Source organism: Mariniphaga sp. (genome assembly GCF_041687215.1).
GTDB lineage: Bacteria > Bacteroidota > Bacteroidia > Bacteroidales > Prolixibacteraceae > Mariniphaga.
The window spans coordinates 1-19,514 of the sequence record NZ_JAWLCI010000039.1; the positions used below are offsets into that span (position 1 = coordinate 1).

The following is a 19,514-nucleotide window of genomic DNA, read 5'->3' on the forward strand; positions in this document are numbered from 1 at the left end:
TCTATGTTGTTTTTGAATGCTACTGGCAGGAACGATATTGTTTCACAAATGCCACGAGATAACCGTTCGTTCTTTTATCCTTCGGTGTCTCTTGGTTTTGTTTTAACTGAAATCCCTGCTATTCAGAATGCAACCTGGCTTTCGTTTGCAAAACTACGAGCCTCTTATGCTGAAGTTGGTCAGGCCGGAAGGTATCTTGAAAATTTTTATACAACTCCAGGCTACGGAGGAGGCTTTTGGTTGTCTTCGCCGATTCAATATCCGGTGGGTGGTGTAAATTCATATATACCAAGCGCAACACAGTATGACCCAAATCTGAAACCTCAAAATACAGTTTCCTATGAATTTGGGGTTGATTTGAAATTTTTCAATAACCGGTTTGGAATCGACTATACTTATTCTCGCCAGGATGTAACCGACCAGATTTTTGCTGTGCCGTTGGCAGGTTCAACCGGAGCTTCATCGCTGGTAATGAACGGGGGTGCGGTTCAAACTAATGCACATGAAGTTATGATGTATGTAACTCCGGTTAGAACACGTGACTTCCAGTGGGATATGAATTTCAACTTTGCTGTTGTAGATAACCAGGTTCTTGAACTGGCCGAAGGTGTTGAAAGTATTTTCCTCGGTGGATTTGTTACACCACAAGTACGTGCAGGTATCGGTAACACTTATCCTGTAATTTATGGTAGCTCTTTCGTTAAAGATGATAATGGAAACATAGTTGTTGAAGACAGTCCGGGAGCATGGAACCACGGTATGCCTAAAACAGGAGAACCCGGCGTAATTGGTGAAGTTTCACCCGACTTTATTCTGGGTGCAACCAACACCTTTACATACAAAACTGTTTCGTTAAGTGCTGTTTTCGAATGGAAAAATGGCGGTGAAATGTATTCAGGATCAAACGGTCTGCTCGACCTTTATGGTGTGTCAAAAGTTACTGAAGACAGGGAATCAACTTTTATTTTCGACGGCGTAAAACCAGACGGAACACCTAACGATATTGTAAGAGGTGGGCCAAATGATCCGGATGCCTTACAGGATTTGTACACCAACGTACTTTCCAACATCGATGAATACTATATTCATGAAAATTCATTTGTAAAACTGCGTGAATTATCGTTACGATATAAGTTTGCCAAACCCATTTATAAATCACTGAATGTGGGCGTTTCGCTTTATTCAAGGAACATTCTCCTTTGGACAGCTTTACGCAACCTCGACCCGGAAACTTCGCAGGGTAATAACAACATGGGTGGTTCATTTGAACGGTTTTCGTTGCCGCAAACCACCAGCTATGGATTTGGTTTTGATATAACATTCTAATTTTAAAAAAAGGAAAATTATGAGAAAGATATTAAATATTCTGTTGGCTGGCCTGCTTGTTCTTGCGGCCTGGTCATGTTCAGAAGATATCATGGACGACATCAATAAAAACGTCAATGATCCAACTGATGTGGGTTCCAATCTGATTATAACCGATGCCATGGTGAAATCTGCGTTTAGCATTACCGGCAGTGATCTGGCATTTTATGCTTCGGTTTATATTGAACACAATGTGGGTATCTGGAACCAGAGCTACAATGCTGAAATTCGTTCCGGTGAGCCCATCAGTGCTACTACATACAATAATAACTGGAATGCGATTTACAACAATTTGTACAATCTGAAGGTGATTATTGAAAAATGCTCTGAAGGGGGTTCGGAAGAAGGAAATTTTCATACCCTTGCCATTGCGCAAACTTTAATGGCTCACAACCTGGCCACACTTACCGATCTTATGGGTGATGTTCCATGGTCGGAAGCTTTGCAGCCCGGATTTATTTTTACACCGGTACTCGACAGCCAGGAATCAATTTATGCTGAAGTTCACCGGTTGCTTGATGCTGCCATTGAAAATTACAATAAATCAACCACTTTTGCTTCGTTAGGAACTCAGGATTTCATTTATGCAGGCAATGTTACGCGGTGGAAAAAACTGGCTTATGGTTTAAAAGCGCGTTATACCATGCGTTTGTCCTTAAAAGACGCCAAATATGCCGATGTAATCAGCTTTGCCAATCAGTCGTTTGCATCACCTGCAGAACAGGCTCAGCTCAATTACAACGGCAGCACCACCATTAGTCCGTTCCAAAAATTTTATACCGACCGTGATTATTTTGGTGCCAGTCAGAGTTTCTACAATAAACTGGAAGAAAGAGGCGACCCAAGACTTGAAGTGTTCTGGAAACCTCACCCAAGTTCAGGCGAATTTTTACTGGCTCCAAATGGTACACCAGACCAGGTACAGGGAACATATAGTATTTCAGCTTTATCTAATCCAACTGCACCAACTTATCTGATGAGTTACCATGAAGTTGAATTTTTGAAAGCTGAAGCTTATGTAAGGTTGAATCAGCTCGATAATGCAGAAGAGGCCCTGAAAAAAGCCGTTACAGCAGCTTTCCAGAAAGTGAATGTTGGATTAACTGTTGAAGATGCAGAAGCCTATTTTGAAGAAGGGGTGTTGCCCAAATTTAGTACCAATGCACTTTCGGAAGTAATGAACCAAAAGTACTTTGCATTTTTTGAGGAAGAAGCCGTTGAAGCATATAGCGACTACCGCCGTTTGGTTGCCATGGGAAATAATGTTATCGTACTGGATAATCCCAAAAATGCTGCAAATCAGTTTCCACAGCGTTTTACATACGGAAGCAGCGATGTAACCACCAATGTTAACGTTCGTAATGCTTATGGCGACGGAAACTACGTTTACACTGAAAAAGTATGGTGGGCCGGCGGCACACGTTAATGTTGGTTAATTATCAAAATTAAATAATTGAGATATGAAAAGATTTAAAATATTTGGATTGATAACCGCCCTGGTTCTGGTTTTCTCTTCCTGTGAAACAGAAGTGATAGATCCTGCTGGACTTAGGGGCGAGGGAGTATTCCCTACGATCACTGACCTGAATCCGGCAGTGTACGACTCCAATGATTTGGAAAATACATTCGTCCAGTTTACAGTGGATATTGATGACCCGAAAGTGAACGAGGTAATTGTTTTGGCTTCATTAAATGGAGATAAAAAAAGAGTAGAAATGACGCGGTTAAACAATTTTCCCGGTACTGTGAAACTTATGTTGTCAGAAGTCGCTTCAAAACTTGGAATGCAACTGAATGATGTGAAACTGGGTGATATTTTCAATATTGAATTACAAACCATTCAAGATGGTAAAACGTATTTCTCTAATGCTGCATTTAATGCTGCAGTTGTTTGTGCTTACAACCCGGAATTGGTGACTGGTAGTTACCGTGCTGTTAGTGAAGGTTGGGCTGTTGATGGGAATGTAACAATTACCGCTGATCCTGACAATGAGTATGTTTTATACGTTACCGGCCTTGCTGCACTCGATGGACTTACTGAAGATCAAGGACCATTAAGACTGGAGGTAAATGAATTAAATTACGACGTAGTCGCTGTGAAAACAGTACTTGCCTCGTCAGCATTTGGTTACACAAACATTGCATATGCAGGTTCAGGTAAACTGAATACCTGCGATGGAACTTTCGAAATGTTATTTACCATTACTGTTGACCAGGGATCGTTTGGTGCGTATGATTTTGTTTTAACTAAAAACTAATTAATTATTTTGAACTGATATTATTTCTTAATAATACAATTGAAAAGTGGGTTGACTGAATGTCAATCCACTTTTTTTTGTGGCCCCTGTCTTACTGTTTAGTGTAAACATTACAGTATTTACTTTCAGATTTGTTTTTGTAATTCGATTCTTTTTATAAATTTGCGCTTGTTAAGTATTTTTAACAACTGTTAGTTATTCTAAACACTTTTGAAATGTAGAAACAAAACTGCCGCTGTTGTTGGGGAGCAAGAGTGTCGGTTAAAAAAAATTGAAGACTTATTTTTGCTGTTTAATTAATAATTTAAAACTATTTCTATGAGAAAGATTGCGTTTTTTTTCTCGATTCTCCTTTTCATGGGAACTTTAGTATCAAATGCTCAGACGAGAGTTATAACCGGTAAGGTTACCTCGTCGGAAGATGATATGCCGGTTCCGGGAGTTTCGATTGTTGTTCAGGGTACAACCCTGGGAACTGTTACCGATTTGGATGGTAACTATTCATTACAAGTTCCGCAGGATGCACAAAATTTGATTTTTTCTTTTGTGGGTATGGCAACCCAGGAAATTGGCATTGCCGGAAGATCTACCATTAATGTGGTCATGCAACCTCAAACCATTGGTGTTGACGAGGTAGTTGTTACTGCATTGGGTATTTCCCGCGAAAGAAAATCGTTGGGTTACGCCGTACAGGACGTAAAAAGTGATGAGTTGGTTAAGGCCGGTGCTCCTAATGCCATTTCTTCTTTGGCTGGTAAAGTGGCCGGAGTTCAAATTAACCAGATTGGTGGCCAGATTGGCGCTTCCTCGCGCATTGTTATTCGCGGGAACAGTTCATTTGGCGATAACCAGCCTTTGATTGTTGTTGATGGGATTCCCATTGCAAATGACACCAAAAATTACAATGATGTTGACTTTGGCAGTGGATTGTATGATATCAATCCGCAGGATATTGAGTCAATTTCTGTTTTGAAAGGTGGCGCTGCTGCTGCCCTTTACGGGATGCGTGCCGGACATGGTGTAATACTTATTACAACTAAAGCTGGCAGTGGTAAAGCAAAAGGAATTTCTGTTGAATACGATGGTAATTTCAACTTCGATCAGGTTTATTCCATTCAGAAATGGCAGAATAAATACGGACAGGGATATCTTGGTGACGAATATTATTGGAAATATTACAGCGAACAGTGGGACCTGGATGGTACATACCAGGAATATGCTGAAGGTGGTTATCATCCCGGTATTGGTTTTGCCTATGTTGACGGTATTGGAAACGGTGTGAACGACGGTGTGGACGAAAGCTGGGGACCGCGTCTCGATATTGGTTTGAAACTGCCGCAATATAACAGTCCGCTGGATGCCAATGGAGACCGCATTCCAACTGATTGGGTTTCCCGGCCGGATAACATTAATAATTTTTATGAAGTGGGACATACCACCAACCATAACATTGCACTTACATCGGTTACCGATAACTCAAGAACCAGATTGTCAATGGGTATTCGCGATCAACTGGGTGTTTTACCCAATACCGATCTGACGCGTTACACCACTGCCATTAATTCGGTAATGGATTTTGGAGAAATGTTTGAGTTTGATTTATCACTCAACTATTCACGTTCTGAAAGTGAAAATCTTCCTATTACTGAATACAATGCCAGTAACCCAATGCAGTCATTCGGTCAGTGGTTTGGCCGTCAGGTTGATATGAAAGACCTGAAAGAAAACTGGCAAACTACAATGGATAACGGATTTCCATACAACTGGAACAGCAACTACCACAACAACCCTTACTGGAGTTTGAATAAAAACACCAACTCATATCAGCGCGACAGGGTATTTGGTAAAACATCGCTGTTTTTTGAACCAACCGATTTTCTGAAATTTGAAGGTCGTTTAGGTATTGATTTTTACAGTAGAAAATCTAAATTAATTACGACTTCCGGCTCGAATGAAACCTTACTTGATGCATCAAATGCATTGTTCGAAGGTGGTTCATTCAGGTTAAGCCAGGATAAAAACACTGAATTAAACGCCGACTTTATTGGTTATTTTGATAAAACATTTGGTGAGTTTTCTTTGAATTTGCTTGCCGGTGCAAACTACCGTAACCTGCGTTGGGAAACTTCAGCATTGGGTGCCAATGCCTTAACTGTTCCCGATTTATTTACTATTTCAAATGTGAAAGGCAGCCCGGTAACAGAAATGGATCATACATGGATTCGCAGTAACAGTGTTTACGGTTCAGGTTCCATAGGTTACAACAACTGGATTTTTCTTGATGCCAGTGTACGTAACGACTGGTCCTCAACTCTTAAGGAAGCATTCTTTTATCCATCATTCAGTTTAAGCTGGTTGCCATTAGATGCATTAAAGATAGATTCAGATGTGGTTTCTTTCCTCAAACTTCGCGGAGGATGGTCTAAAGTAGGTTCTGCTACAGGTGCTTACCGTTTAGATCCTTACTTTAGCGCAGGCGCTTCTACCATTTATGGTGTAACGCAATTTAATCAATCAACTGAATTTCCACCTGCATCATTGCGTCCGGAAGAAGTTTTAACTACTGAATTTGGTTTGGAAGCCAACTTCCTGCAGAACAGAATTGGATTGGATGTAGCTGTTTATGACAAAACTACCACCGACCAGATTATGAGTGTGGCTATTTCGAAAGCAACTGGTTATAACACCACGCTGGTTAATGCTGGTGAAATCAATAACAAAGGGGTTGAAGTGCAATTGCGAGGCTCAATTCTGAAATCAAGCAACGGACTTAACTGGGATGTGATTTTGAACTGGGCAAAAGATCAGAGCGAAATTGTTGAACTCTACACCGACCCGGTTACTGGTCAAAAACTGGAATCATACAATATTGGAAGCCAGTGGAGTACGTTTGTACAGGCACGTCCGGGCGAACCCTGGGGTGTAATTTACGGAACCGGTATGTTGCGCAGGGAATCTGACGGATCTGTTATTGTTGGCTCAAACGGCCGCCCAATGACTCAGGCGAACATCAAACTGGGTGAAGTAAATCCAGACTGGATTGGCGGTATCCGTAACGAGTTTTCATACAAAAACCTAAGTTTTGGATTTTTGCTTGACATCCGCAAAGGTGGAGATATCTTCAGCGTTTCCAATATGTTTGGCGCTTATGCAGGTGTACTTGAATTTACTGCATTGGATGACCACCGTGAAAACGGAATTATTTTGGGTCAGAATTTTATGGAAGACGAAAATTTTGTGAAAATAGTTAATCAAAATGCAGATGATATTCAAAATTCTGAATTTGCTGAAAATGATTTGACTACTTCGGCGCAAAGTTTCTTCGAATCTTATTACAGTAACCGCGAATTATCAGTTTACGACGGATCATACGGAAAACTGAGAGAAGCTCATGTTACTTATGCTTTACCAAGAAATTTATTTGGTGCAGACAGTTTTGTGAAGGGTGGTTCTGTAGCACTGGTCGGGAATAACCTCGCCATTCTGTGGAGGCATAAATCCAATTTGCCCGGATTTGATCCGGAAACGACAACTGGAAGCGGAAACAGCAGTGTTGGTTTGGAATCAACCGCTTATCCGCCGGCCCGCAGTTTCGGTATTAAATTAAATCTGAAATTTTAACGCGTAATATTGAATAATTATGAAAAGATATATTGGAAAAATATTAGCAGTTACTTTTATTACAACCCTTTTTGTTGCCGGTTGTACTGAAAAGTTTGAGGAGATCAACACCGATCCCGATCGTGCCAAAGATGCACCTGCCACCAACGTTCTGGCATTTGTACTCAGGTATCATTCCGATACTTTCTACGATGCATGGAACAACATGAATGAACCATCCACTTACGGAGGACATCTGGCTAAAATTCAGTACATTGATGAAGCCCGTTACAATTACCGTCCGGGAACTGTAGAAAATAAGTGGTACTACACCTACATTCAACTTAACAATGTGAATGAGATTAAGAAGAAAGCAACAGCAGATGAAGCAAATAATTTGTTGGGTGTTGCCAAAGTATTGGAAGCTTACATTTTTCAGATTGCAACTGATACCTGGAGAGACGTTCCATTCACCGATGCAATGAAAATGGCTGATGGTGTTTTGCTTCCGGCTTACGACAGGCAGGAAGACATCTATCCCGCCCTTCTGGAAATTCTGGCCGAAGCCAATACTTTAATGGCATCGGGAACTGATAACTTGGGAGATGGAGATATTCTGTTTGGTGGAGATGTTATGAAATGGCGCAAATTTGCCAACTCGCTTCGTTTGCGTATTGCCATGCGCATGTCTGAAGTAAACGCATCTTTGGCCAAAAGTACTGTAGAAACTATTATGGGCAATCTTTCGCAGAATCCCATAATGACCAGCAACGATGATAATGCATTCTTCTGGTATCCTGGCTCATCGCCATATGAAGAAACCTGGTATGAAGATTCAAAAACCCGCGATGACCATGGAATGAGCGATATTCTGATTGATGCAATGAAAGATCTTAATGATCCTCGTTTGTCAGTTTATGCCAAACCAGCTACAGATGATGATGAGTACAGAGGCTTCACTATTGGCGCCACCGCACAGCCCAGCCTTTCTTCCATTTCGCGAATTGGTGATCGTTTCCGTGGCGATCCTGCAGGATTTGCACCGTATATGCGTTATGCTGAAGTAATGTTTCATGCGGCTGAAGCTGCATTGAAAGGTTACAATGTAGGTATATCAGCACAAGATGCTTATGAAGCTGCTGTTGCTGCATCGCTGGAAGAAAATGGAATTGATCAGGCTGAAATTGATGCTTTTCTGGCTGGTTCTGCTGCATTCGACGGAACCCTGGAACAGGTTTACTGGCAGGAGTGGATTGCCTTGTTTAAACAAGGAATGGAAGCATGGTCGTTGTATCGTCGTACCGGCGTACCTACAACGCATTATGTAGCTCCGGGTTCTGCCTACACAGGCCATAACAGTCCGCCTTTCAGATATCCTTATCCGCAAAACGAGTTGACACTTAACGGTGGTAATTCGAAACAATTTTCCGATGAAGTAGTTGATGACTTCTGGGGTAAAAAAATGTGGTGGGATACCCGCACAGGGGTTCAGTAGCATTAAATTTTATTTGTTAATTACTATAATTAAAGCTCCGGCAGTGCCGGGGCTTTTTTTATGTTTCCCTCTTCTTCTTCTTCGCTGCCGGGAAAAGCACATTATTCAGAATTAACCGGTAACCGGGCGAATTGGGGTACAAATTCAGATCGGTAGGCGGGTCGCCAACCAGGTGACGGTAATCTTCCGGATCGTGACCTCCGTAAAAAGTCCAGAAACCTTTTCCTTTTTCGCCATGAATGTAACGTGCTTCGCGGGCCGGTTTGTTTTCACCCAAAATCAGCACATTGGGTTTTATCAATGTTGAACGAAATGCAGTGGTTTGCCCCATAAAACCTTTTATCATATTCCGGTGGTTCTGACAAAGCATGGTCGGAATCGGATCCCATTTTGCCGAAAATTCGAAAAGGGTAAAATAGTCTGTTTCCCTGGAAACCCGTCGTGTATTGGTCACATCAATATTCGAAAATTCATAAACATTCGGGTCCATTTCGAGCTGAAAATTTTCGAATGCAAATGTTCTCGAAAAATCCAGATGATCGTGTGCGTGCGGATCTGCCGGATCGCCATCAAACATGGGGCCGGCAATATCAACTCCGGTTGCTGCCAGAGCAATATCATACGTATCGGTGGCAGCGCACATGGCAAAAAGAAACCCACCGTTTATTACGTATTTATCCATTTCGCGGGTAACAAACGACTTCATTTCTGACACCTTCAAAAAGCCCAGCTTTTCAGCAAGAGCCTTGTTTATAGATACTTCCTGCTGATACCAGGGCATGTGCTGGTGGGTGCGCCAAAATTTTCCAAACTGGCCTGTAAAGTCTTCATGGTGAAGGTGAAGCCAGTCGTATTCTGCTAGTTTCCCATCAAGAATTTCCTCATCGTAAATCTGGTCATATTCAATTTCAGCATAAGAAAGTACAAGAGTAACGGCGTCGTCCCAGGGTTGTTTGTTAGGCGGAGTGTAAACTGCAATTTTCGGTGCTTTGTTCATACTTACTGCATCCTGGTTTACTTCGGGTTGGGCAATTTCATTTAAAATAGCCGAAGCCTGGGCATCGGGAATAGTTTCGAATGAAACCCCCCGAACTACACACTCGTTTTCAATTTCAGGATGATGTTGCATAAGGAAACTGCCACCCCGGTAATTAAGCAGCCATTTTACCTCAACATCGCGCTGAAGCACCCAATATGCCATGCCGTAAGATTTCAGGTGGTTTCGTTGGGTATCGTCCATTGGAATGAGCAACTGGATGGCCTGTGCATGGAATAAAAAGAGCAAAAACCCGATTGACAGTATAATTTTATTCTTCATTTCTGTTTTCCTTTATTGTAAAAATACAAACAACAAAGGTAATAAGTTTAGGAAATTTCAGAATGGAGGATTGTCTGTTCCACCAGACCTGTCGAAATCATTGTTATGCGATATACCGGCACCCACTGCCTCTTCGTTGTCTTCGTTCATTTTTGAACTGAAAGTTTTGGCGCTTCCAAATGTGCCAAAATTGGTTTCCATGTCGCTGAATTTGGCCAGTTCTTTTTTGAATGCCAGGTGCACATCGCCGGTGGCGCCGTTGCGGTGTTTGGCAATAATAATTTCGGCAACGCCAATCAGGGAATTTCCTGAATCATCTTCAGTAATTCCGTAATATTCAGGACGGTGAATGAAAGTTACAATATCGGCATCCTGTTCAATGGCGCCCGATTCACGCAGGTCGGAAAGCTGCGGACGTTTTCCTTCGCGTGATTCAACTGAACGGTTCAACTGCGAGAGGGCAAGAATGGGAATGTTCAATTCTTTGGCAATGGCTTTCAGCGAACGCGATATGGCACTCACTTCCTGTTCACGGCTTCCGCGGTTGTCGGTGCCGGCTGTCATTAACTGAAGGTAGTCCACAATGACCACCTGAATATCGTGCTGCATTTTCAGGCGCCGGCATTTTGCCCTGAATTCAAAAATAGAAAGGGCAGGGGTGTCGTCAATAAAAATGGGTGCTTTTTCCAGGGCCGAAATTTTCCGGTTCAGGTGTTCCCATTCGTAATTTTCGAGCCGGCCGGTTTTTAGCTTGTCATTGCCCAGTTCGGTTTCGGCGGCAATAAGCCTGTTTACCAATTGAATAGACGACATTTCCAGCGAAAAAATTGCGGTTGCCCGGTTGTGTTCCACGGCCATGTTACGGGCCATACTCAGCACAAATGCTGTTTTTCCCATCGAAGGGCGGGCTGCAATAATTATAAGGTCGGTTTTTTGCCAGCCCGAAGTGATTCGGTCGAGTGCTGTAAATCCTGATGGAACGCCACTCAAACCGTCTTTTCGCTGCCGTGCTTTTTCAATTTGCAATATGGCTTCATTCAGAACCGGTTTAATGGGCACTGTTTCCTTTTTAATGTTGCGTTCGGCTACCTGAAACAATGACGATTCAGAAAAATCAATCAAATCATCAACATCCATGGAATCGTCATACGATTTTGTCTGAATTTCTGAAGAAACGCGAATGAGCTCCCGCTGAATGTATTTCTGGGCAATAATACGTGCATGAAATTCAAGGTGGGCAGCAGAAGCCACCCGGCGGGTGAGCTGGGTAATATAGCCTGGCCCACCAATTCCCTCCAACTGTTCGCGGTCTTTAAGTTCCTGCGTAACCATCAGCAGGTCAACCGGTTTTTCGTTGCCGGAAAGTTCTTTTATGGCTTCAAAAATTTTCTGGTGTTCTTCTTTGTAAAAACTCGAGGTATCGAGAAGGTCGGCTACCGTAACATACGCATCGCGCTCGAGCATAAGCGCTCCCAAAACTGCTTCTTCCACTTCAATGGCCTGCGGGGGCAATTTTCCGTATTGCGCATTAATTTCGTCAATGGTCATGCCGGTTTGCCGCCGGCCCTGGTTGTTTGAATTTCTCTTTTTTTCAGTAGCCATTATTCCTTTCTGTTTTTTCTTTTTATGAAAAATAAATTGAGGCGACTAAATTACAAATAAAGCATGGGGCAAGTCAAGTTTTACCTGGTTTAGTTGTTAACTAATTTTATCCACAAATGTTTATTGATGTGTATCCAGTTTATCTTCAATTACTTTAGTGATGATTTCTGTTAAACTGAGTCCCATGGCATTAATTTGCTGCGGGATAAAACTGGTGGAAGTCATGCCTGGTGTTGTGTTCACTTCCAAAAAATAAAATTCTTTGTTTTTTAGAATGAAATCGATTCTGACAATTCCTGAACATTGGCAAAGATCATAAATTTCGGAACTAAGTTGCTGGCATTGTTCATATAAATCTTCAGGAAGGCGCGCCGGTGTAATTTCATCGGTGGCGCCGGGAGTATATTTCGCTTCGAAATCGAAAAATTCGTTTTTGGGAATCACTTCTGTTACCGGGAATATAATTTTTTTTCCGCCAATTTTAACCAGCCCGCAGGTAAACTCAGTTCCGGCAATAAACTCTTCAACCAGGGCTTCGTTGCTTTCTTTCCATGCACTTTCAATGGCCGGTAAAAGATCGTTTTCGTTTTTAACTTTGGTAATGCCAAAGCTCGAACCTCCGGCATTGGGTTTTACAAAAAGAGGCAATCCCAGTTTTTTAATGATTTCGGAGCTGTTTACATTCCCTCCTTTATTTATTTTAACCGAACGGGCCATTTTTATCCCGAAGCTTTTCAGGTAGTTATTGCAAAACCACTTGTTAAAGGTAAGCGACGAGGAATGCACATTGCTGGTGGAATAGGGGATATTCAGCAAATCGAAAAAACCCTGCAGAATTCCGTCTTCGCCGGGGGTGCCGTGAATGGTGATGTAGGCAAATTCGAACTGTATTTTTTCATTGTTCAGGCTGAAACTAAAATCGGATTTGTCCACAGCAGCAATTTGCTTTTCGCCCTGCAAAACAAACCACTCGTTGCCACGCATTTGAACCAGCCAGGGTTTGAATTTCTGTGTATCAATGGCTGCCAGCACATTGGCGCCGCTTTTTACCGAAACAACAAACTCCGATGAATCGCCACCGGCAATTACTGCAATATTTGGTTTTTTAGTCATTTCTGTTTGCAATATAATTTTCCCATTTTTCAATTACAACTTCCATATCTTCAGGTAATTCCGAATCAAACAACATTTTCTCTCCGGTAACCGGATGTTCAAACCCAAGTGTTTTGGCATGGAGCGCCTGACGGGGAAGCAATTTGAAACAATTTTGCACAAACTGTTTGTATTTGGTAAAAGTTGTTCCGCGTAAAATCTTATCGCCACCGTAATTTGAGTCGTTAAACAGCGGGTGGTTGATGTATTTCATGTGCACACGAATCTGGTGCGTTCTGCCGGTTTCCAGCCTGCATTCCACCAAACTAACATATCCAATTTCTTTTAATATTTTGTAATGTGTAACCGCATGTTTTCCATAGTCTTCATCAGGAAAAACCATAAATACCTGCCGGTTTTTCAGACTTCTTCCAATGTTGCCGGTAATTGTTCCTTCGTTTTCTTTCGGAATTCCCCAAACCAATGCCTGGTAACGTCGCTCGGTAGTTTTTTCAAAAAATTGCAGCGCCAGTTTATTTTTGGCCTGTTCGGTTTTGGCAACTACCATCAATCCCGATGTGTCTTTGTCGATGCGGTGCACCAGCCCGGGACGCGGGTCTTCGCTGTTAAATAGTGGCAAATCTTTAAAATACCAGGCCAGCGCGTTTACCAAAGTCCCCGTGTAGTTGCCGTGGCCGGGGTGAACTACCAGTCCGGGCGGTTTGTTGAGCACCATCAGGTGGTCGTCTTCGTAAACAATATTCAATGGTATTTCTTCGGGAATGATTTTAAGCTCACGACGCGGATAATCCATCACAATCCGGATTTCGTCGTTGGGTTTTATTTTGTAGTTGGCTTTTACCGGTGTTTCGTTTACCAGAATATTGCCTGCCTCGGCGGCTGCCTGAATACGGCTGCGGGATGCGTTGTCAATGCGGTTGGCCAGATATTTGTCAATTCGAATGGATGATTGTCCCGGATCAACTGTTAAACGGTAATGATCATACATTACTTCTTCTTCCGGTTCCTCATTGTCAAGCAGGTATTCTTTCATGTAATTTTTAATTTTCCAACCATTTACCAGGACAGGAACAATTCTGTCTTTTAGAATTGAAGCGCGTCATCAATTTTCAACTGGTCAACCGTAACCCAAAGATCGACTGATGAACCAAGCAAAATGTTTTGTGTTACCCGAGGATTTGGCCTCTGTCGCCAAATTCGGGCGCTGAGCGAATCTTCGGCAGAAAGGATTGATTCATCGTAAATTATCACACCTGAATTCAGCATGGCAGATGATAAGGTTGATTGGGCTTCATCAAGTGTAAGGCCAATGAGATCGGGAAGAGAAGTAGTTTGGTTTCCGGGCCTTCTTCCTACAACCAAATCAATGTGTGTGCCTTTGGGTAGTTGTTTCCCCGGATGAATGTCAATTGAATCAATTTGTACCTTTAAAACCAGGTTGTCGTATTCTGAAGGACGATACGAAATATTTCCAACCTGCAGACCTGAATTTTCGACCAAAACCTGAGCCTGGCGGAAAGAGATATCGGTTAACTGCGGAAGTGTAACTGTTTCGGGGTGAGTGGAATTTATGGTAAGAAAAATGGTCCGGTTTTGTTTTACACCATGACCGGGTCTGGGTACCTGATCAACAACGGCACCGGGAGCTGTATCTTCCAAAAACAGAGAATCAACAATTTCAACTTTCAGATTCTGCTGTTGAGCTATTTGCTGCGCTTCTGCAGGCAACATTCCGGTAAATTCCGGTACCGGATACGACTGTCCGTGCCGGGTATAATTTTCAAGCCCTTTCATGGTAATAAAAAGGATAATTGCAAGCAATGCTGCTGCTACAAGTAAATTTACAAGAAAGGTTCGGCTGGTGAGAAACCTGGTAAAACTCATATTTATCTTTTTTCCTTACAAAATTTCCGAACAAAAATAACGGAAAAACAAGAAAGTTCGTGTTTGTATAAACACGAAAAGGTAAAGAATTGCTATTCTTTACCTTTTCGTTCTTTAGAATGTAAGGTATAAATTATTTTTTATGCCTTGGTTCGTCAGAAACTGTAAGTCTTTTCCGGCCTTTTGCACGGCGGGCTTTCAATACTTTTCTGCCGTTGGCAGTTGCCATTCTTTCCCTGAAACCATGTTTGTTTCTTCTTTTTCTGTTCGATGGCTGAAATGTCCTTTTCATTCTTTAATATTTTTCTTTTTAAAAATGGTCTTAATTTTTCGGACTGCAAAAATAGTTGTTTTTTTATTTCTTCCAAACACAATGAAAGATTCTTTTGGTTTGTTTATGCATTTTCTTCTTTTTTAACCGTAAACCTGAATCCGATTCCGTGGAGGTTCACAATACTAATATTGGGGTCGGGTTTAAAATATTTCCGCAGGCGCGAAATAAAAACATCGAGGCTGCGTCCCAGGAAGTAGTCGTTCGAACCCCAGACTTTTTCCAGAATTTCATTCCGGTTCAATACTTTGTTGGTGTTTTCCGAAAAATATTTGATGAGTTCCATTTCTTTTATGGTGAGTTTTCGTGCTTCACCGTCGAGCGAAAGTGTTAATTCATCGGGTAAAAAAACAAACCTGCCTATTTTTTTTACCTTTGATGTTTCCGGTTTTCCACCGGCAATATTGTTGCTTCGTTTCAGAAAAATTTTAATCTTCAGCAACAACTCTTCCATACTAAACGGTTTGGGAATATAATCGTCGCCCCCAATGGTTAGCCCGGTAATTTTATCTTCGGTCATCGATCGGGCTGTAAGAAAAATAATGGGAACATTTTCGTTTGTTTTGCGAATATGTTGGGCTACTTTAAAGCCATCAATTTTTGGCAACATAACATCGAGAATGATGAGATGATACTGTTTTGTTTCGAACAAATCAATTGCTTCCTGCCCGTTTTCAGCCACATCAACCTGGTAGTTGTTTTGTTCCAGGTTGTCCTTCACGATAAAACGCAGTGCATCATCGTCTTCTACCAGTAAAAGTTTTATTGTTTCGTTCATTTTCGCTGTGGAATTATGAGTGTAAATATACTTCCTCCCTCCGGATTTTCGTCCACTTTTATTACCCATTTGTGGGCTTTTACAATTTTTCTTACATAATCGAGCCCCAATCCAAAGCCTTTTACATTATGCACATTGCCGGTAGGGACTCTGTAAAAACGGTTAAAAATTTTTTTCCGGTATTTTTTCGAAATTCCAATTCCGTTATCGGTAAACCGAATTTGTAAATGGTTTTTTATTTTTTGAATGTCAATTTTAATCTGCGGTTCTTTTTCACAATATTTTACACTGTTTTCAAGAATGTTTATTACGAGGTTGGAAAAATGAAACTTGTCGGCAATTATATACGTCTGGTTTTGAGAGATGTTGAGGGTTAATGTTGCTTTTTTCCCGGCATCGGAATGTTTGAAATTTTCGGTTACCGCATTTATGAAATCATTCAGTTCAATTTTTTCCCGGTTCAAATGAAGTTTGTTTTTTTCAAGCGAAGCCAGGTTCAGCACTTTCTCCACATTTTCCTTCATGCGGTTGTTTTGGTTCTGAATTATTTGCGCATATTCAAAAAGCCGTTTGGGATTTTCCAGGATTTTTTCTTCGGAAATTACTTTGGCCGACAATGCGATGGAAGAAATGGGCGTTTTTAGTTCGTGGGTTAAATTGTTGATGAAATCTTTCTGAATTTGAGAAAGTTGGCGTTGACGAATAATGACTGAAAGCGTGTAACCAAAAAACAGGATAACAACCAGCAACAGTCCGGTAAAAAGATACCAAACCGAGAGCCTGGCATGAAAATAGGGAGAGCGGTCGGGAAAATGTACCGCAAAATAAAATGTTTCAGGATTTGCTCCTGCAGGAAATACATAGGACGAAGGTTGTTCTGCGCCACGTGCAGTTATCATGGTTTTTTGCTCTAACTGCCCTGTTAGCGGATTGTTTATGGCGAATTCAAAATCGGTGTAAATCTGATGCTTTTTCAGTTCTTCCACCAAATGAAATTTAAGCAATTCAAAATCGATTAACGCATCAACAGTAACAATGTAGTAACTGTTTGTAACCAACTCCACCGGAGCAATGCTGTCGAAATTGGCCATATTTCCGTTGGCTGTTAAAAGCTGCCACGCCACTTCTTTTAAAGCTACGGTAACACTTTCCCTGAACTGCTTTTCAGAAGAATCGTATGAATTCCGCATGAAAAAGAACTGGAGCGCCAAAACTCCTGCCACAGTGATTGTAGCCAGGAGAATGATATATTTTAAGGTTTTACCTTTCATTGGCCTTGTTATTTTGGTCAGAATTTACCATAACTCAATTTTTTTGAAGTAATTAACACTTCGTTAACAAAATATTAAGCATGATTAACACCTCAAGGTGATTTGCATTCTTACTTTTGTTTCAGCAAAGTAAACTATAAAATCCAAAATATTAAAACAATATAAAAATGAAACAGTTGGTACGCTTATTTTTTGCAATTGGTTTGGTGGCCTTTACTTTAACAGCAATGGCACAAAAACCACAAATTGTTTTTGAAAACCTCGAACACGATTTTGGAGGTTTTAAGGAATCTGACGGTGTTCAGACCACAACTTTTAAATTTACCAATAAGGGCGAAGTTCCGCTGGTGCTAAGCAACGTAAGGGCTTCGTGCGGATGTACAACACCCAAATGGACACGCGAACCTGTTGCACCAAATGGTTCTGGTGAAATTCAGGTGAGTTACGATCCGCGTAACAGGCCCGGTGCGTTCAATAAAACAGTTATGGTGAGTTCCAATGCCGAAAACGGGACAACTGTTTTACGTATTACCGGAAGGGTTGAAGAACGGGAACGAACTCTGGCAGAATTGTATCCGCGGCAAATAGGAAGCCTCAGAGTGAAAACCAATCACATTTCGTTTGCCCGGGTAACCGAAAATGAAGTGAAAACCCAGGACCTGGAATTGGTTAATGACACCGAAAAACCTATTAAAGTTGGGTTCCGCACCGTTCCGGGGCATGTTACAGCCAAAGTGGAGCCGGAAACTATTCCTGCAAACGGAAAAGGAAAACTTGTTGTAACTTATAATGCAAAAGAAGCCAATACATACGGGTTTGCATCCCATCGCATTTATCTTTCACTTGATGGCAGTAACGATTACCGGGCATCAATTGGCGTGAGTGCAACCATTGAAGAAGATTTTTCAAACCTTTCTGCCGAAGACCTAGCAAAAGCCCCGGTAGCTAAATTTTCAGAAGCAGCGCACGATTTTGGCGAATTGAAACAGGGAGAGAAAAAAGATCATACATTTAATTTAACCAATGATGGAAAATCTGAATTGATCATTCGTAACGTTCGTTCTTCCTGTGGATGCACGGCAGTGGCTCCAAGTAAAAAGGTTATTGCTCCCGGAGAATCGGTTCCGATAAAAGTTACTTTTGATTCGCGCGGAAAACGAGGCCGCCAGAGCAAGTCCATTACTGTAATTACCAACGATCCGAAAACACCAACCAGCATGTTGCGTGTTTCATGTAACATTACAACTTAGCCGGAAAGTTTATAAAATGTCAATAATATGAAGTGTCGCAGGTTAAGACTTGCGGCATTTTTTTTTGCCCCAAACAGAATAAATATGGTATTTTTGCTGAAACGCTCTATTAAAAAAAGAAATGTCGGATCAGAATAAACATATTGAAAATAATCCGGAATTTAAAGGTTTAAAGGTGAATGAAGGAATTGATCATCCCGGGTCGTTTAGCGATCATTCTGTAAAACGTTTTTTACAGAAACAGAGAAAAATTTTACCCGTTGAAGAATATGTGCATGGAATTTTAAGCGGGAACATTACTTTACTAAGTAAAGCAGTTACTTTGGTTGAAAGTTCAAAACCCGAACACCAGATAATTGCACAGCAAATTATTGCGAGGTGCCTGCCACATGCAGGAAAATCGATTCGGGTTGGAATTACCGGAGTGCCGGGTGTTGGGAAAAGTACGTTTATTGAAGCACTTGGAAAGTATATTACCGGTATGGGAGGAAAACTGGCAGTGCTGGCCATCGACCCAAGCAGCGAACGTTCCAAAGGAAGTATTTTAGGCGACAAAACCCGCATGGAAGAACTTGCCGGCGATAAAAATGCCTACATCAGACCAAGTCCGTCGGCTGGCTCATTGGGCGGAGTGGCGCGTAAAACCCGGGAAACCATTGTGTTGTGTGAAGCGGCCGGATTCGATCATATTTTTATTGAAACGGTGGGAGTGGGGCAGAGCGAAACGGCAGTCCATTCCATGTCAGATTTTTTTCTTTTGTTGATGCTGGCCGGCGCTGGCGACGAGTTGCAGGGAATCAAACGCGGAATTATGGAAATGGCCGACCTGATTGCCATTAACAAAGCCGACGGGAATAACCTGGAAAAGGCACAAATGGCCCGGCAACAATACCGGAATGCACTGCACCTTTTTCCTAAAAAAGAATCGGATTGGGAACCTCAGGTTTTAACCTGCTCGGCGCTCAGTAAAACCGGAATTAATGAAATCTGGGATAAAATAGAAACTTACAGAAAACTTACTGTCGAAAACGGGTACTTTTTCCAACGGCGCAATGCACAATCCACCTTCTGGATGCACGAAACCATTCAGGAACAAATGAAACGGGCGTTTTACTATCACCCTGAAATGAAGGGTAAAATAAAAGAATTTGAACAACAGGTGCTCAACAATAAAATCAGCTCTTTTGTGGCTGCCGGAAAATTGCTGGAATTCTATTCAGGTTTGAAATGAAAGTTTCATTAAATTTGG

15 protein-coding genes are annotated in these 19,514 nt (G+C 41.7%); 7 read left to right on the forward strand and 8 right to left on the reverse strand.

The window, feature by feature from the left end:
- The 5 genes from ACESMA_RS13720 to ACESMA_RS13740 form a co-directional block, all read left to right on the forward strand.
- The coding region (locus ACESMA_RS13720) for a TonB-dependent receptor domain-containing protein (RefSeq protein WP_372949408.1) at positions 1-1,326 on the forward strand (1,326 nt) is incomplete at its 5' end.
- A gap of 19 nt (positions 1,327-1,345) precedes the next feature.
- On the forward strand, positions 1,346-2,791 hold the full coding sequence (locus ACESMA_RS13725) for a SusD/RagB family nutrient-binding outer membrane lipoprotein (RefSeq protein ID WP_372949409.1): 1,446 nt from the start codon (positions 1,346-1,348) through the stop codon (positions 2,789-2,791).
- Between the two features lie 34 nt (positions 2,792-2,825).
- Entirely contained in the window at positions 2,826-3,623 is a 798-nt protein-coding gene (locus ACESMA_RS13730) for a hypothetical protein (protein WP_372949410.1), read from the forward strand.
- A 357-nt stretch (positions 3,624-3,980) separates the two neighbouring features.
- The gene (locus ACESMA_RS13735) at positions 3,981-7,244 is read left to right on the forward strand and encodes a SusC/RagA family TonB-linked outer membrane protein (protein ID WP_372949411.1); all 3,264 of its coding nucleotides are present in this window, start codon (positions 3,981-3,983) and stop codon (positions 7,242-7,244) included.
- A 19-nt stretch (positions 7,245-7,263) separates the two neighbouring features.
- The gene (locus ACESMA_RS13740) at positions 7,264-8,718 is read left to right on the forward strand and encodes a SusD/RagB family nutrient-binding outer membrane lipoprotein (protein WP_372949412.1); all 1,455 of its coding nucleotides are present in this window, start codon (positions 7,264-7,266) and stop codon (positions 8,716-8,718) included.
- Between the two features lie 58 nt (positions 8,719-8,776).
- On the opposite strand, the gene ACESMA_RS13745 is transcribed toward ACESMA_RS13740, so the two are convergent.
- From ACESMA_RS13745 to ACESMA_RS13780, 8 genes are all read right to left on the reverse strand, one after another.
- Positions 8,777-10,036 carry a hypothetical protein gene (locus ACESMA_RS13745; RefSeq protein ID WP_372949413.1) on the reverse strand — a complete coding sequence of 420 codons (1,260 nt, stop codon included), beginning with the start codon at positions 10,034-10,036 and terminating at the stop codon, positions 8,777-8,779.
- A gap of 57 nt (positions 10,037-10,093) precedes the next feature.
- On the reverse strand, positions 10,094-11,638 hold the full coding sequence (gene dnaB / locus ACESMA_RS13750; RefSeq protein ID WP_372949414.1) for a replicative DNA helicase: 1,545 nt from the start codon (positions 11,636-11,638) through the stop codon (positions 10,094-10,096).
- A 120-nt stretch (positions 11,639-11,758) separates the two neighbouring features.
- Positions 11,759-12,751 carry a D-alanine--D-alanine ligase gene (locus ACESMA_RS13755; protein ID WP_372949415.1) on the reverse strand — a complete coding sequence of 331 codons (993 nt, stop codon included), beginning with the start codon at positions 12,749-12,751 and terminating at the stop codon, positions 11,759-11,761.
- The gene (locus tag ACESMA_RS13760; RefSeq protein ID WP_372949416.1) at positions 12,744-13,784 is read right to left on the reverse strand and encodes an RluA family pseudouridine synthase; all 1,041 of its coding nucleotides are present in this window, start codon (positions 13,782-13,784) and stop codon (positions 12,744-12,746) included. Before ACESMA_RS13760 ends, ACESMA_RS13755 begins: the two co-directional genes overlap by 8 nt.
- Before the next feature lie 50 nt (positions 13,785-13,834).
- A complete protein-coding gene (locus tag ACESMA_RS13765; protein WP_372949417.1) occupies positions 13,835-14,635 on the reverse strand; it encodes a PASTA domain-containing protein in 801 nt (266 codons plus the stop codon).
- Positions 14,636-14,768: 133 nt separating this feature from the next.
- Entirely contained in the window at positions 14,769-14,927 is a 159-nt protein-coding gene (rpmH, locus tag ACESMA_RS13770; protein ID WP_372949418.1) for a 50S ribosomal protein L34, read from the reverse strand.
- Positions 14,928-15,030: 103 nt separating this feature from the next.
- The gene (locus ACESMA_RS13775; protein WP_372949419.1) at positions 15,031-15,744 is read right to left on the reverse strand and encodes a response regulator transcription factor; all 714 of its coding nucleotides are present in this window, start codon (positions 15,742-15,744) and stop codon (positions 15,031-15,033) included.
- Complete coding sequence (locus ACESMA_RS13780) at positions 15,741-17,015, reverse strand: sensor histidine kinase (protein WP_372949420.1); 1,275 nt, start codon at positions 17,013-17,015, stop codon at positions 15,741-15,743. The genes ACESMA_RS13775 and ACESMA_RS13780 overlap by 4 nt, the downstream gene beginning before the upstream one ends.
- A gap of 167 nt (positions 17,016-17,182) precedes the next feature.
- On the opposite strand from ACESMA_RS13780, the gene ACESMA_RS13785 reads away from it, so the two are divergent.
- Together ACESMA_RS13785 and meaB are read left to right on the forward strand one after the other, a co-directional pair.
- Entirely contained in the window at positions 17,183-18,265 is a 1,083-nt protein-coding gene (locus ACESMA_RS13785) for a DUF1573 domain-containing protein (protein ID WP_372949421.1), read from the forward strand.
- A gap of 121 nt (positions 18,266-18,386) precedes the next feature.
- Complete coding sequence (gene meaB / locus ACESMA_RS13790; protein ID WP_372949422.1) at positions 18,387-19,496, forward strand: methylmalonyl Co-A mutase-associated GTPase MeaB; 1,110 nt, start codon at positions 18,387-18,389, stop codon at positions 19,494-19,496.
- The last annotated feature ends 18 nt before the right edge of the window (positions 19,497-19,514 follow it).